A 16,013-nucleotide genomic window follows, 5' to 3' on the forward strand; every position below is an offset into this window, starting at 1 on the left:
ATAATTTAGAGGAACAATAATGAGTGAAATAACTCATGACGGAGTAGAAGTTCAGTCGCTACGAACATTTACCGAAAGCGCCTATTTAAACTACTCAATGTATGTCATTATGGATCGCGCATTACCTTTTATTGGTGATGGCTTAAAACCTGTGCAGCGCCGCATTGTTTATGCCATGTCTGAATTAGGGCTAAATGCGCAAGCTAAATTCAAAAAATCCGCACGTACTGTCGGTGATGTGTTAGGTAAATATCACCCGCATGGTGATAGTGCTTGTTATGAAGCCATGGTGTTAATGGCACAACCATTCTCTTATCGTTATCCGCTAGTTGATGGCCAAGGAAACTGGGGGGCACCTGATGATCCTAAATCATTTGCCGCAATGCGTTATACCGAATCACGTCTATCAAAATATGCAGAATTATTATTAGGCGAATTAGGCCAAGGTACCGTTGACTATATCCCAAATTTTGATGGTACTTTGCAAGAGCCGAAAATGTTGCCAGCGCGATTACCAAATATTTTATTAAATGGCACCACCGGTATTGCTGTTGGTATGGCAACCGATATTCCGCCACATAATATTCGAGAAGTGGCCAATGCCGCCATCATGTTGGCTGATAATCCGAAAGCAACGCTTAGCGAAGTGATGGCTCACATACCGGGGCCGGATTATCCAACCGAAGCCGAAATTATCACCTCACCAGACGATATAGCTAAGATTTATCAAACTGGACGTGGCTCAATCCGCATGCGTGCAGTATGGAAAAAAGAAGATGGTGATATTGTTATTACTGATTTACCACATCAAGTTTCTGGTGCAAAAATCTTAGAGCAGATTGCCTCGCAAATGCGGGCGAAAAAATTGCCGTTAATTGAAGATTTACGTGATGAGTCTGATCATGAAAACCCAACTCGATTGGTGATTGTGCCAAGGTCTAATCGCGTGGATCTAGAGCAAGTAATGAATCATCTCTTTGCCACTACCGATCTTGAAAAAAGCTATCGCGTTAATATGAACATGATTGGACTAGATAATCGTCCATCCGTTAAGGGATTGCTCGAAATATTAACCGAATGGTTAGAATATCGACGTTTAACAGTAACACGACGTCTAAATTATCGCTTAGATAAAATACTTAAAAGATTACATATTTTAGATGGTTTATTAATTGCGTTTTTAAATATTGATGAAGTGATTGAAATCATTCGTCATGAGGATGATCCAAAAGCCGAATTAATTAAACGATTTGCCTTAAGCGAAACCCAAGCGGAAGCTATTTTAGAGTTAAAACTTCGCCATTTAGCCAAATTGGAAGAGATGCGCATCAAAGGCGAGCAAGCGGATCTGGCTAAAGAACGAGATCAACTGCAAGCTCTACTTGCTTCACCAAGAAAGTTAAGTAATTTAATCAAAAAAGAGTTACAAGCCGACGCTGAAAAGTATGGCGATGAACGCCGTTCGCCAATTGTAGAGCGCAGTGAAGCCAAAGCAATTACCGAGCAAGAATTAACACCTTCTGAACCCGTCACTATTGTATTATCAGAAATGGGATGGGTGAGAGCGGCTAAAGGCCATGATATTGATCCAGTTGGGTTAAGTTATAAAGCAGGTGATAGCTTCAAAGCGGCAGCAAAAGGTAAAAGTAACCAACCGGTTGTCTTTATCGATTCAACCGGACGCAGTTACGCTATTGAACCAAATACGTTGCCATCCGCCCGCGGACAAGGTGAACCGCTTACCGGTAAATTGACCTTACCGGCTGGCGCAACCGTTGAACATGTTTTAATGTCAACCAATGAAGACCAAAAATATTTACTTGCCTCAAGTGCTGGTTACGGCTTTATTTGTCAATTTAGTGATTTAATCGCGCGTAACCGCAACGGTAAAGCCATAATTAATTTATCTAACAATGCCAAAGTGCTTGCACCGATAGAAATTATATCTGAAGAGAGCTTGCTTTTATCAATTAGCCAAGCAGGTAGAATGCTTATCTTCCCGGTAAAAGATTTACCAGAATTATCTAAAGGTAAGGGAAATAAAATTATTTCACTCTCTGGCAGTGATGATAGCCTCGCTTATATGATGCTAATAACACCTGAGACATCGTTAACATTATATGTTGGTAAACGCAAACTCACGCTTTCCTCGGCTGATTTACAAAACTTTAGAGCTGAGCGTGCCCGTAAAGGGACATCATTACCGCGCGGATTGCAAAAAATCGATCGAATTGAGGTGAACGAATAATATGTCTTTGATCTGGTCCATTATTTTCGGATTAATACTAAGTTCAGTATTAAAATCGGGATGGGGATTTATAATTGGACTATTTATTGGTCCAATGCTATATCAAGCATTGGGCAATAAATTGACTGAAAAAAGGACACAATCAAATCCAACTCTGTACTTAACTATTGCATTTGAAGTATTGGGACATTTAAGTAAAGCAAAAGGCGTTGTTACTCAAGATGATATTAATCTTGCTCGGCAATTTATGGATCGGCTACAACTCGATACCACCAGTCGCCAATTAGCCCAACAGTCATTTAATCGTGGTAAAGCGAGTGATTACCCACTTCGATCGCGCTTGCGAGAACTCTTCTTCCAATATCGTTTTAGGCGGAATGTATTAAATATTTTTTGTGAACAACTCATCCAAGCGGCATTAGTCGATGGCAATTTAGATGAAAAAGAGTCACAAATTTTGTTCATTGTTGCCGATGAATTTCATATTCCTCGTCAACAAATGGTTATTTATATTCAGATGATGATGGGAAGTTTTCATTTTCGTCAAGGGTATTATGATAATCAACAAAATAGTCAGTACCAACAAAATAATCAGTATAATCAAAGTAATCATAATGGCGGTTATCAAAGTAATTCTCGACAGACAGATTTACAAAATGCTTATAAAATTTTAGGAATAGATTCATCCACTGATATTCCTGAAATTAAACGCGCTTATCGTAAATTAATGAATGAACATCATCCCGACAAGTTAGTATCAAAAGGCTTGCCAAAAGAGATGCTAGAGGCAGCCAAAAAACGGGCTCAAGAGATTCAAGCCGCTTATGACCTTATAAAAGCATCACGTGGATTCAAATAGAGATAATTGCTATGATGCATTGGCGCTCAATTATAAGAATTATCGGATTATTAATATCACTGTTGTCGGTATTTATGCTAATACCGGCACTGGTTGCATTAATTTATCGTGATGGTGCCGGTGCAATTTTTGTCCGTTCTTTTTTTGCAGCGTTAATTTTAGGTGGATTATTGTGGTTTCCTAATCGAAATCAACGCCACGAATTGAGCACCCGAGAAGGCTTTTTTATCGTGGTATTATTTTGGGTAGTATTAGGTACTATTGGTGCATTCCCATTCTTGTTTGATAATCATATCAATCTTAATTTAACCACTGCATTTTTTGAGTCTTTTTCAGGGTTAACCACCACTGGTGCAACAACCATTGTTAATTTAGATCATTTGCCAAAAGCACTACTATTTTATCGTCAATTGTTACAATGGCTTGGGGGGATGGGGATTATCGTACTTGCGGTTGCTATTTTACCATTATTAGGTGTTGGGGGCATGCAGCTCTATCGTGCCGAAATCCCTGGTCCACAAAAAGATAGTAAAATGCGCCCGCGTATTGCTGAAACAGCGAAAACACTATGGTCTATCTATATTTTACTTACCACCTTATGCGCAATAAGTTTGTGGTTTGCAGGAATGGATATCTTTGATGCAATTTCCCATAGCTTTTCAACGATATCAATGGGTGGATTTTCAACCCATGATAGCAATTTGGCCTATTTTAATAGTCCGACAATTAACTATATTGTTACCCTTTTCCTTATTTTGTCTGGTTGTAATTTTGCTCTACATTTTGCCGCATTAAATGGCATTTCACTCAAAGTATATTGGCACGATCAAGAGTTTAGAACGTTTATTTTTATCCTTCTTACTTTAATTGCTATCTGTGCCTTTGTTATCTACTTTTATCAGCCACAACGAAACCTAAGTATTGATAAAATTGTATTACAAGTGGTGTCGGTTTCTGCAACCGTCGGCTTTACCGTTGATGATATTAATACTTGGCCATCCTCATTACCGATTTTTCTATTATGTGCTTCGTTTATTGGTGGCTGTGCTGGTTCAACTGGCGGGGGATTAAAAGTCGTCCGTGTACTACTGTTATTTATGCAAGGCTCGCGGGAATTGAAACGGCTTATTCACCCGAATGCGATTTATACATTAAAATTAAATCATCGAGTGGTACCAGAACGGATTATTGAGGCTGTTTGGGGCTTCTTTTCTGCCTATGCATTAGTATTTTTAGTCAGTCTATTTATCATTATGACATCAGGCATTGACGCAACTGACTCCTTTTATATTGTTGCTTCATCACTCAACAATTTAGGGGTTGGTCTGGGGAGTGTCAGTGATAATTTTGCTCATGTCAGTGATATGGTGAAATGGGTCATGGTTGTTGATATGTTATTTGGGCGACTGGAAATATTTACATTGTTGGTTCTGTTTACGCCAACATTCTGGCGAAGTTAACTTTCCTCACCTAATTAAGTGTTAATTTGAAGAAATTTCACAAAATAGTTAAAAATTTAAATATTTTATTGATTATTTGCTCAATTACCGCCAGAATTATCAAGCAGCATGTGCTGTATTCATTAGAGGTAATCACCTGACATATGGAATGGATCATGGATCCTACAATTTGGATTGGTTTATCCACTCTGGTTGTACTTGAAATCGTCCTTGGCATTGATAACATTGTTTTTATTGCCATTCTTGCCGAGAAACTTCCACCCCAAGAACGAGATAAAGCACGTATTACCGGCCTCGCTTTTGCATTAATCACACGAATTTTATTATTAATGATAACTGGTTGGTTAGTTACTCTTAACACACCACTATTCTCAAAATTTGGTATTACTTTCAATGCGCACCAACTAATTATGTTTGTTGGGGGATTATTTTTGCTTTTCAAAGCAACCATGGAACTCAATGAACGCCTTGAAGGTTCTGCCCGTGAAGAAGGAAAACCGAAAAAAACCTCCCATTTTTGGACAGTAGTTGCCCAAATTGTGGTACTTGATGCAGTATTCTCTTTAGACTCAGTAATTACCGCTGTAGGTATGGTTAAAGATATTCCTGTGATGATTATTGCAGTTTGTATTGCTATTGGCATTATGATGGTTGCCAGTGGGCCTTTAGCTCATTTTGTTAACTCTCATCCAACGATAGTTATTTTATGTTTAAGCTTTTTATTAATGATTGGCTTTAGTTTGGTTGCCGAAGGTTTTGGTTTTATTATACCTAAAGGCTATCTCTATGCCGCTATTGGCTTCTCAATTATGATCGAGTTCTTCAACCAATTAGCCATATTTAATCGCCGAAAAGCATTAAACAAAAAACCGTTACGTGAACGTACCGCCGAAGCAATTTTACATCTACTTAAGGGCGATGTCGAAGAAGACCCCGATACTCACAATATTGATGTTGTCTCGGATAATAATAAAAAGACATCAGTATTTAATCATCAAGAATTAAATATGGTTGAACGGGTATTAGGTTTAGCGCAACGTTCAGTTAGTAGTATTATGACTTCTCGATTAGACGTAGATATGGTCAATATCAATGATGATCGCGAGGTGATATTAAAAGAGATATTTGATAATCCTCATTCACGTCTAGTAGTGACAGATAATGCCTCAATTGATGAACCATTAGGGATTATTCAAGTTAATGATCTTTTAAAAGATGTTCTACAAAATAAACAACCTATTGATATTAGTACTTTAATAAAACAGCCATTAATCTTTCCGGAAACTGTCTCTTTACTTGTTGCTCTGGAACAATTCAAAAAAGCCAAAACCCATTTTGCGTTTGTGGTTGATGAATTTGGTTCAATGCAAGGTGTTGTGTCAGTAACTGATATTATTGAAACCATTGCCGGCGATTTTCCAACCGAAGAAGAGGAAATCGATGCCAAACATGATATTCAATGTATCGATGATAACAGTTGGCTGGCTAATGGCTATATTCCAGTTGAGGAATTAGTCAGATTCGTTCCGATTCCAATAGATGATAAGCGGGAATTTCATACTCTTGCTGGATTATTGATGGAAAAAGCGCAACATTTACTTAATGTCGGGGAAACTATCCAGATTGGCGATTATTTATTTGAAGTTGCCGAAGTTGAGAGTCATCGTATTTTAAAAGTAAAAATTACTAAAAATAAATTAGATATATAAAACAATTAGCTTAGTGATATTTTAACTATTTGAAAGGTAAGTTATAAAAATTATCTATCTATTATTCGAGGCTATTCTTAATATGAATAACGCTTGACCAAAATAAATTACTGGCAATAATAGCGCTGTGTTTTGTCGTTTTTTGAGATATGAAGTGATAACTTTGTATCTTTTTTATTTTTACCACAAATTAACCTAGGTAAAAATAACGATTATATTGATTATTATCAACCTAAATTGGGCTTTAACATATGAATTCACTATTCGAAAAAATTTTTCAACTCAAAGAGAAGAAAACCACCATCAGTACTGAGGTTATAGCAGGCTGTACCACCTTTTTAACCATGGTTTACATTATCTTTGTTAACCCTTCTATTCTATCTGCAACTGGCATGGACAAATCAGCGGTCTTTGTTCTAACGTGTGTAGTAACCGCTTTAGCTACTATTTTAATGGGGCTATTTGCTAATCTACCGATTGCCTTAGCGCCAGCGATGGGGCTTAATGTATTCTTTGCTTATGGAATATGTGGTGCGATGGGCTACTCTTGGCAAGTCGGTATGGGGGCGATATTTTGGGGTTCATTAGCCTTTTTTGCATTATCATTATTTAAAGTTCGTCATTGGTTGATTGAACATATTCCACAGTGTTTGCGAGCGGGCATCAGTGCGGGTATTGGATTATTTATTGCTTTTATGGGATTCCAGAATATGGGCATTGTGGTCGGCTCACAAGCCACATTACTAACCTTAGGCAATATCTTATCACTTAAAGTATTATTAGGTTCGCTTGGATTTTTTATCATTATTATTCTTGCATCACGCAATTTCCATGCCGCGGTATTAGTTTCAATTCTTGTGGTTACCTTACTTGCGCTATGGCTTGATCCAAATATTAGTTATCAAGGAATTGCATCTGCTCCACCAAGTGTTAGCAGTGTTGTTGGTCATGTTGACCTAGCTGGCTCACTTAATATTGGTATTATGGGAGTTATCTTTTCAGTTATGATTGTCAGTCTGTTTGACTCTTCAGGCACAATTTTAGCTTTAACCGACAAAGCAGGACTTTCTGACGAAAAAGGGCGTTTTCCTAAAATGCGTCAAGCGTTGTTAATCGATAGTTTCAGCTCTTCACTAGGTGGATTATTTGGGACTTCATCAGTATTAACTTACATTGAAAGTTCCGCAGGCATTTCAGTTGGTGGACGTACTGGCTTAACAGCAGTGGTAGTTGGCCTATTATTTTTAATGATGACTTTCTTATCACCTTTAGCGCATTTAGTACCACCTTATGCCACTTCGGGTGCACTAATTTTTGTTGGTATCTTAATGGTATCAAGTTTAATGAAAGTTAACTGGTCTGATTTAACTGATGCAACGCCAGCATTTATCACTGCATTAATGATGCCGTTTGCTTTTGCAATTACTGAAGGGGTTGCACTTGGCTTTATCTCTTATGTAATATTAAAAACATTTACTGGTAAATTTAAAGAGTTAAATCTTTGTGTGATTGTTTTTGCACTACTGTTTGCTTTAAAATTCATCTTTATCGATCATCATTAATTTCATCAAACTATTTCTACCATTAACATGGTAGAAATAGCTTCTTCCCCCCATAAAATTATTTCATCTTAAATTTGAAACAGACTACAACAATCATTTCACCTACTTTAAACCCTTTATAGAATTTGATCTGCGTCACAAAAAACAAAAAACATAAAATCGCTACAAAATTTAGTAATTGTTGTTGTTGTTAAAACTCATGCATATTGATTACCCGATTTAGCAACGTTTAGTTATCCAGAAAACTTACTAACCATTATATAGATTTTAAGTTAATTAATGGTATTTAGAGGTACATTATGAGTCAATATTATGAAAAAATAGAAAGAGTTAAATACGAAGGAACACAAACTAATAATCCTTTTGCGTTCAGGCATTACAATCCAGAGCAGATAATTTTGGGAAAAACAATGGCTGAGCACTTACGTTTTTCTATCTGTTATTGGCATACTTTTTGTTGGGCTGGAACAGATATGTTTGGTTCTGGTTCATTTAACTATCCATGGCAATCCAGCACTGATCCATTAAGTAACGCAAAAGCTAAAGCTGATGTTGCCTTTGAATTTTTTAATAAAATGAATGTTCCTTTTTATGCATTTCATGATGTCGATGTTGCGCCAGAAGGTAATTCAATTCAAGAATACATCTCTAATTTATCAATGATGACGGATATCTTGTTACAAAAACAACAAGAAACCGGTGTTAATTTATTATGGGGAACCGCTAACTGTTTTACAAATCCAAGATATGCAGCTGGTGCGGCAACTAATCCTGATCCGGAAGTTTTCGCCTGTGCGGCCACTCAAGTTGTCCATGCAATGAATGCTACTCATAAGTTAGGTGGTCAAAATTATGTACTGTGGGGTGGTCGAGAAGGTTATGAAACACTATTAAATACCAACTTACGTCAAGAACGTGAACAACTTGGTAAATTTATGCAATTAGTTGTCGAAAACAAATATAAAATTGGTTTTAACGGCACTTTACTCATTGAGCCAAAACCACAAGAGCCAACCAAACATCAATATGATTACGATGTCGCAACCATTTACGGCTTTTTAAAACAATTTGGCTTAGAGAAAGAAATCAAGGTCAATATTGAGGCAAATCATGCAACACTTGCCGGCCATTCATTTCAACATGAAGTAGCTTCAGCTATTGCCTTAGATATATTTGGTTCACTTGATGCTAATCGAGGAGATCCGCAACTGGGTTGGGATACCGATCAATTTCCAAATAGTGTCGAGGAAAACACACTGGTTATGTATGAAATTTTAAAAAGTGGCGGATTTACTACTGGTGGACTTAACTTTGATGCCAAAATAAGAAGACAAAGCCTTGATAAATACGATGTATTCCATGGCCATATTGGTGCCATCGACACCATGGCATTGTCATTAAAATGTGCAGCTAAAATGATTGAAGATAAGCTATTAAATCAAAAAGTAGCTGAGCGTTATGCCGATTGGGACAAAAATTTAGGTAAAGACATTTTACAAGGGAATATGTCGCTACAAGAAATTGCTCAATATAGCCTAGTAAATAATCTGCAACCTAAAGCTAGTAGCGGTGCACAAGAGCAATTAGAAAATATTATTAATAAAGCTATTTTTGGCTAAAAAAATCATTGTGTATTTACCTATCAGAACTATTATATTTATAGTTATGATAGCTGCATAATGGAGGCAGATATGTATATTGGTATTGATTTAGGCACTTCCGGTGTCAAAGTAATTTTAATGGATGAAAAACAACGTATTGTGGCATCAAATACTAAGCCACTCACAGTATCGCGTCCTCATCCATTATGGTCCGAACAAGATCCTGAGCAATGGTGGCAAGCAGCAGATTCAGCAATACAAGAACTTAGTCATAAGCATGACTTAACCCAAGTCAAAGCAATTGGCCTAAGTGGACAAATGCATGGTGCTGTATTATTAGATAGTTCATCTCAAGTATTAAGACCAGCAATTTTGTGGAATGATGGTCGTTGCGATATTGAATGTCATGAGTTAGAACAATTAGTGCCAAATTCTAGAAAAATTACAGGCAACTTAATGATGGCTGGTTTTACGGCACCGAAAATTAAATGGGTACAAAAACACGAGCCAGAAACGTTTGCCAAAATAGATATAGTACTGTTACCAAAGGATTATTTACGCTTTAAAATCACAGGTGAATATGCATCTGATATGTCTGATTCAGCTGGCAGCATGTGGTTAGATGTTGAAAAACGAGATTGGAACGATCTGTTATTAAAAGCTTGCGGTTTAAATCGACAACATATGCCAACCCTATTTGAGGGTAATCAAATAACTGGTTATGTTACTGATGATATTGCTAAACGCTGGAATATCAATCCAATTCCAGTTATTGCCGGTGGTGGCGATAATGCGGCAGGTGCTATCGGTGTTGGGCTTTATCGATCTGGACAAGCAATGCTTTCACTAGGTACTTCAGGGGTTTATTTCGCGGTCACCGATCGTTTTATCAGCCAGCCTGAACAAGCAATTCATAGCTTTTGTCATGCATTACCTAATCGCTGGCATCTTATGTCAGTGATGTTAAGTTGTGCTTCATGTCTAGATTGGGGATGTCAGTTGTTAGGTATTAAAGATGTTGCTACCTTATTCAGTTTGATTGAGGAACAACCATCTGACGATAAACCACCAGTCTACTTTTTACCGTACCTATCTGGTGAGAGAACACCACATAATAACCCTGAAGCCAAAGGCGTATTTTTTGGTCTAACTTATCAACATAACAAGGTAGATCTAGCAAATGCAATATTATTGGGCGTCAGCTATGCGCTTGCCGATGGTATTGATGTTGTTCATCAAACAGGAACTTCACCGGATAAAATCCTGATTATTGGTGGCGGTGCCCGTAGTGGCTATTGGCGGCAATTGATCAGTGATATTTCAGGTTACCATATTGAATATTGTGAAGGGAGCGAAGTGGGACCTGCTTTAGGAGCAGCGAAACTGGCACAAATTGCCTGTAATCCCAATACTCACTTAGAGGTGCTGTTACCACCATTACCAATGGTTCAAACCCACCAACCCGATATGAAAAAACATGCAGAATTCCAACAACAACGTTCAATTTTTAGAAAAATTTATCAACAATTAAAACCATTAATGTCTTGATATTTAACTAGCAGAATTTCATATCTATATGATTTTCTGCTTTTTTATGGTTTTATTTTAAACAAATTACAGTAAATTAAGGTTTGTATATTTACTTCTAAAATCCTTAGGTGTCATTGCATAGAACTTTTTAAATAAAAAGTAAAAATACTGAACCGATGGATAGCCACACTGCTGAGAAATAGCCTGAATAGACAATGATGATTCAATTAGTAGATATTTAGCACGATTAAATTTCTCTTCATGAATGACCGTGTGAATAGTTTTACCTAATGATGTTTTAAAGCGAAGTTCTAAATTGGAACGAGATATTTGCAATTCCGAAGTTACTTGATCTACTTTAATGCCTTTACAAGCATAATCACGGATATAATGAATAGCTTGTATAACATAAGGGTCTTGTATTGAACGGTAATCCGTCGAACGACGTTCAATGACTTTTTTTGGTGAAATTAACCGTGGCGAGGTAGCAACCTTCCCTTTATTGAATATTTTTTGCAGCAGTTTAGCTGCTTCAAATCCCATCTCCTCAGTACCTTGTTTAACGGTAGATAAGGAAACCATCGACAGATCATTAATTACTTCTTCATTATCTATACCAATTAAACATAACTCTTCAGGTATTTTTATTTCAACTCTGTCACAAGCTTGTAAAATATGATGGGCTCTAGCATCATTTACGGCAATAATACCGGTGTTAACAGGTAAGGATAATAACCATTTAGAGAGTTTATCTAAGCTATCTTGCCAATTATCAAGTGATGTCGAGGTTCCTTGATAAATAAATCCTTCATAACCCTTTTGGCTTACAATTTGCGAAAAAAATTGTTCTCTTACAGCTGCCCAACGACAAGATCGATTCAATGGTAAACCATAAAAGGCAAATTTATTAATTCCTTTCGAACATAAATGATTAAAAGCACTCTCTATAATGGCAAAATTATCCGCGGCAACATACGGCACTTTAGGATAATTTGAATCATGGTGATGCGAACTACCTACGCCAATTATTGGTATATCTACATCAGCGAGCAAATCTTGAATATCTGGATCATCAAAATTAGCAATAATACCATCGCAATCAAAATAGAAAGGTGTATTAGTATCATAGCGCATCGTTTCGGAAATATAGATATTCCAGTGAATATTATTCGCTTTTAAAAAATTCCCGATACCTTTTAGTATTTGCCGATCATAAATATTATTTGCATTAAATAGCAAAACAACTCGGTAACTCTTATTCTGCATCTCGATCATTATCACTTACTAACATATTTAACTTATTAGCATTAATTTGTAGTCTATTTATTAGAATAAACTAGTGTTACATAAAATATCAATTTGTATAGTGCAAATAACTATCATATTCAGCCTAAATTTTCTCAACAACGTTTGCTCAAGACGCTATCAAAATTAAGAGAAAAACTCATTTTTATATTACATCTGAAGACCATATAAATTATTATTAAATAACATAAAGATCTTATGCTGATACTTGACATTATAGCTATTGAGGTCTAGAATCTTGCGACCCAAAACTTATATAAATAGGCTTTGGGCTACAGTTATTAATTACGTATCTAAAAAGCAATTTTAAATTTATTTTAATTAATCAGGAGCTTATTAATGGCAACAATTAATCAGCTGGTACGCAAACCAAGAGCACTAAAGGAAGCGAAAAGTAACGTTCCTGCACTTGAAGCATGCCCGCAAAAACGAGGTGTTTGTACACGTGTTTACACTACTACACCTAAAAAACCAAACTCAGCATTACGTAAAGTATGCCGTGTACGTTTAACCAACGGTTTTGAAGTTACTTCTTATATCGGTGGTGAAGGTCATAACTTGCAAGAACATAGCGTGATTTTAATCCGCGGTGGTCGTGTTAAAGATTTACCTGGTGTTCGTTATCACACTGTTCGTGGTGCATTAGACTGCGCAGGTGTTAAAGATCGCAAACAAAGCCGTTCTAAATACGGTGTGAAACGACCTAAAGCTTAATGGAACTCCGTTAAGTAAGGCCAAACTATAATAATTCCATTTAACTCATTTGAGTTTTGGGTAAACCTGAAAATTTATAACATATAAACGGAGTATTCCAATGCCACGTCGTCATGTTGTCGGTCAAAGAAAAATTTTACCTGATCCGAAATTCGGTTCAGATTTGCTGGCGAAATTTGTAAATATTTTAATGATAGATGGTAAGAAATCTATCGCAGAATCAATCGTATATTCAGCTCTTGATAAATTAGCTGAGCGTAGTGGAAAAGACCACTTAGCAGCTTTCGAAGTTGCATTAGATAACGTAAGACCAACTGTAGAAGTTAAGTCTCGTCGCGTTGGTGGTTCTACATACCAAGTTCCTGTTGAAGTGCGTCCTGTCCGTCGTAATGCACTTGCAATGCGTTGGATTGTAGATGCTGCACGTAAACGTGGCGATAAATCAATGGCATTACGCCTAGCGAATGAACTTATGGATGCTTTTGAAAACAAAGGTACCGCTGTGAAAAAACGCGAAGATGTTCATCGTATGGCTGAAGCTAATAGAGCGTTTGCACACTATCGTTGGTAATTTAAGCGCTTATATAAGACGCTTGAAATTAGACTGATAATTAATAGTTATTATCAGTCCCCCCAAAAGATATTTTATAAGCAAACGATTCTAAATAGAGGATTAATATGGCTCGTACAACCCCTATAGCACGCTACCGTAATATCGGTATCAGTGCACATATTGACGCAGGTAAAACGACGACTACTGAACGTATTTTATTTTACACTGGCGTAAGTCACAAAATTGGTGAGGTTCATGATGGCGCAGCTACCATGGACTGGATGGAACAAGAACAAGAACGTGGTATTACTATCACGTCTGCAGCGACTACAGCTTTCTGGTCTGGTATGGGTCAACAATATGAACCACACCGAATCAATATCATCGACACCCCAGGACACGTTGACTTCACAATCGAAGTTGAACGTTCTATGCGTGTTTTAGATGGTGCGGTAATGGTTTACTGTGCGGTTGGTGGTGTTCAACCTCAATCAGAAACAGTATGGCGTCAAGCAAACAAATATAAAGTTCCACGTATTGCTTTCGTAAACAAAATGGACCGTATGGGTGCTAACTTCTTACGTGTTGTTGATCAAATCAAAACACGTTTAGCGGCAGTACCAGTTCCATTAGTACTACCTATCGGTGCGGAAGAAGGCTTTACTGGTGTAGTTGATTTACTTAAACGTAAAGCAATTAACTGGAATGATGCTGATCAAGGCGTTACTTTCACTTATGAAGATGTTCCTGCGGATATGGTTGAGCAAGTCGAAGAGTGGCGTGCAAACCTAATGGAAGCTGCAGCTGAAGCAAATGAAGAGTTAATGGAAAAATACCTTGGTGGTGAAGAGTTAAGCGAAGAAGAAGTCAAAGCAGCGTTACGTGAACGCGTACTTGCTAACGAAATCATCTTAGTAACTTGTGGTAGTGCCTTTAAAAATAAAGGTGTTCAATTCATGCTTGATGCGGTAATTGAATACTTACCAGCACCAACAGATGTTCCTGCGATCAAAGGTGAATTACCTAATGGTGAAGCAGCTGAGCGTCACTCAAGTGATGACGAACCATTCTCATCACTAGCATTTAAAATTGCAACTGACCCATTTGTTGGTAACTTAACATTCTTCCGTGTTTACTCTGGTGTTGTAAACTCAGGTGATACTGTTCTTAACTCTGTTAAAGATAAAAAAGAACGTTTTGGTCGTATCGTTCAGATGCACGCTAACAAACGTGAAGAAATTAAAGAAGTTCGCGCGGGTGACATTGCTGCGGCAATCGGTCTTAAAGATGTAACTACTGGTGATACTCTTTGTGCTGAAAGCGCACCAATCATTCTTGAAAGAATGGAATTCCCTGAACCAGTAATTTCAGTTGCAGTTGAACCAAAAACCAAAGCTGACCAAGAAAAAATGGGGCTTGCTTTAGGTCGACTAGCACAAGAAGATCCTTCATTCCGTGTTCACACCGATGAAGAATCAGGTCAAACAATTATTTCTGGTATGGGTGAGCTTCACTTAGAAATCATCGTTGACCGTATGAAACGTGAATTTAAAGTGGAAGCAAATGTTGGTAAACCACAAGTTGCTTACCGTGAAACCATTCGCAATGAAGTTGAACAAGAAGGTAAATTTGTTCGTCAGTCTGGTGGTCGTGGTCAATATGGTCATGTATGGTTAAGAATTAAACCATTAGAAGCTGGTGGCGAAGGCTACAAATTCAACAATGAAATTGTTGGTGGTGTGGTTCCTAAAGAATACATCCCAGCAGTTGATAAAGGTTGTCAGGAACAAATGAAAAACGGTGTTCTTGCTGGCTACCCAATTGTTGATGTTGAAGTCACTATCTATGATGGTTCTTACCATGATGTTGACTCATCAGAAATGGCATTTAAAATTGCCGGTTCAATGGCATTTAAAGATGGCTTCATGAAAGCTAAACCTGTGCTTTTAGAACCGATCATGAAAGTAGAAGTCGAAACTCCTGAAGATTATATGGGTGACGTAATCGGTGACTTAAACCGTCGTCGTGGTATGATCGAAGGAATGGAAGATACTGCAACTGGTAAAACAGTTAAAGCACAAGTTCCACTTTCAGAAATGTTTGGTTATGCAACTGACCTTCGTTCACAAACCCAAGGTCGTGCTTCTTACTCAATGGAGTTCTTGAAGTACAATGAAGCGCCAACCAATATTGCAACTGCAATTATTGAAGCTCGTAAAGCGAAATAATTATTTATATAAATAAAGTAACACTTCCCTAATAATAACTAGGGAAGTGATTTAATAAAGGAACATTAAGATGTCTAAAGAAAAATTTGAACGTACAAAACCCCACGTTAACGTTGTTACAATCGGCCACGTTGACCATGGTAAAACAACTTTAACTGCAGCTATTACTTCTGTACTATCTAAAAAATACGGTGGTCAAGCTCGTGCATTCGATCAAATCGATAATGCACCAGAAGAAAAAGCT

General features: G+C 37.3%; 12 protein-coding genes. 11 read left to right on the forward strand and 1 reads right to left on the reverse strand.

Annotated features, from left to right (window positions below; all coding sequences use genetic code 11):
* Positions 1-19 precede the first annotated feature (19 nt).
* The 7 genes from parC (at position 20) to xylB (ending at position 10,987) form a co-directional block, all read left to right on the forward strand.
* The gene (gene parC / locus DKK79_RS12575; protein ID WP_110424385.1) at positions 20-2,248 is read left to right on the forward strand and encodes a DNA topoisomerase IV subunit A; all 2,229 of its coding nucleotides are present in this window, start codon (positions 20-22) and stop codon (positions 2,246-2,248) included.
* A 1-nt stretch (position 2,249) separates the two neighbouring features.
* A complete protein-coding gene (gene djlA / locus DKK79_RS12580) occupies positions 2,250-3,107 on the forward strand; it encodes a co-chaperone DjlA (RefSeq protein WP_110424386.1) in 858 nt (285 codons plus the stop codon).
* A gap of 14 nt (positions 3,108-3,121) precedes the next feature.
* Positions 3,122-4,567: a TrkH family potassium uptake protein gene (locus DKK79_RS12585; protein WP_110424392.1), complete on the forward strand. Its 1,446-nt coding sequence runs from the start codon at positions 3,122-3,124 to the stop codon at positions 4,565-4,567.
* Between the two features lie 143 nt (positions 4,568-4,710).
* Entirely contained in the window at positions 4,711-6,276 is a 1,566-nt protein-coding gene (locus tag DKK79_RS12590) for a TerC family protein (RefSeq protein ID WP_110424387.1), read from the forward strand.
* Between the two features lie 251 nt (positions 6,277-6,527).
* A complete protein-coding gene (locus DKK79_RS12595; RefSeq protein WP_034883797.1) occupies positions 6,528-7,838 on the forward strand; it encodes an NCS2 family permease in 1,311 nt (436 codons plus the stop codon).
* Positions 7,839-8,137: 299 nt separating this feature from the next.
* A complete protein-coding gene (xylA, locus tag DKK79_RS12600; protein ID WP_034883795.1) occupies positions 8,138-9,457 on the forward strand; it encodes a xylose isomerase in 1,320 nt (439 codons plus the stop codon).
* Between the two features lie 72 nt (positions 9,458-9,529).
* Positions 9,530-10,987, forward strand: coding sequence for a xylulokinase (gene xylB, locus DKK79_RS12605; RefSeq protein ID WP_110424388.1), 1,458 nt, complete (start codon positions 9,530-9,532; stop codon positions 10,985-10,987).
* Positions 10,988-11,053: 66 nt separating this feature from the next.
* Here the strand turns inward: xylB and DKK79_RS12610 are convergent, their stop codons facing one another.
* On the reverse strand, positions 11,054-12,235 hold the full coding sequence (locus DKK79_RS12610) for a XylR family transcriptional regulator (RefSeq protein WP_110424389.1): 1,182 nt from the start codon (positions 12,233-12,235) through the stop codon (positions 11,054-11,056).
* Positions 12,236-12,613: 378 nt separating this feature from the next.
* On the opposite strand from DKK79_RS12610, the gene rpsL reads away from it, so the two are divergent.
* The 4 genes from rpsL to DKK79_RS12630 all read left to right on the forward strand — a co-directional run.
* Positions 12,614-12,988, forward strand: coding sequence for a 30S ribosomal protein S12 (rpsL, locus tag DKK79_RS12615; protein WP_034883792.1), 375 nt, complete (start codon positions 12,614-12,616; stop codon positions 12,986-12,988).
* Positions 12,989-13,088: 100 nt separating this feature from the next.
* Complete coding sequence (gene rpsG, locus DKK79_RS12620; protein ID WP_034883788.1) at positions 13,089-13,559, forward strand: 30S ribosomal protein S7; 471 nt, start codon at positions 13,089-13,091, stop codon at positions 13,557-13,559.
* Positions 13,560-13,666: 107 nt separating this feature from the next.
* Positions 13,667-15,769: an elongation factor G gene (gene fusA, locus DKK79_RS12625; protein WP_034883786.1), complete on the forward strand. Its 2,103-nt coding sequence runs from the start codon at positions 13,667-13,669 to the stop codon at positions 15,767-15,769.
* A gap of 70 nt (positions 15,770-15,839) precedes the next feature.
* The coding region (locus tag DKK79_RS12630; protein WP_258363466.1) for a GTP-binding protein at positions 15,840-16,013 on the forward strand (174 nt) is incomplete at its 3' end.

Source organism: Gilliamella apicola (assembly GCF_003202915.1).
Classification (GTDB): Bacteria; Pseudomonadota; Gammaproteobacteria; order Enterobacterales; family Orbaceae; genus Gilliamella; species Gilliamella apicola_Q.

Bases quoted from the DNA above. Each gene is read 5' to 3' on its own strand.
- xylA (WP_034883795.1), top strand. From the start codon at position 8,138: ATGAGTCAATATTATGAAAAAATAGAAAGAGTTAAATACGAAGGAACA.
- xylB (WP_110424388.1), top strand. From the start codon at position 9,530: ATGTATATTGGTATTGATTTAGGCACTTCCGGTGTCAAAGTAATTTTA.
- DKK79_RS12585 (WP_110424392.1), top strand. From the start codon at position 3,122: ATGCATTGGCGCTCAATTATAAGAATTATCGGATTATTAATATCACTG.
- rpsL (WP_034883792.1), top strand. From the start codon at position 12,614: ATGGCAACAATTAATCAGCTGGTACGCAAACCAAGAGCACTAAAGGAA.
- fusA (WP_034883786.1), top strand. From the start codon at position 13,667: ATGGCTCGTACAACCCCTATAGCACGCTACCGTAATATCGGTATCAGT.
- DKK79_RS12590 (WP_110424387.1), top strand. From the start codon at position 4,711: ATGGAATGGATCATGGATCCTACAATTTGGATTGGTTTATCCACTCTG.
- parC (WP_110424385.1), top strand. From the start codon at position 20: ATGAGTGAAATAACTCATGACGGAGTAGAAGTTCAGTCGCTACGAACA.
- DKK79_RS12610 (WP_110424389.1), bottom strand. From the start codon at position 12,235: ATGCAGAATAAGAGTTACCGAGTTGTTTTGCTATTTAATGCAAATAAT.
- DKK79_RS12595 (WP_034883797.1), top strand. From the start codon at position 6,528: ATGAATTCACTATTCGAAAAAATTTTTCAACTCAAAGAGAAGAAAACC.
- rpsG (WP_034883788.1), top strand. From the start codon at position 13,089: ATGCCACGTCGTCATGTTGTCGGTCAAAGAAAAATTTTACCTGATCCG.
- djlA (WP_110424386.1), top strand. From the start codon at position 2,250: ATGTCTTTGATCTGGTCCATTATTTTCGGATTAATACTAAGTTCAGTA.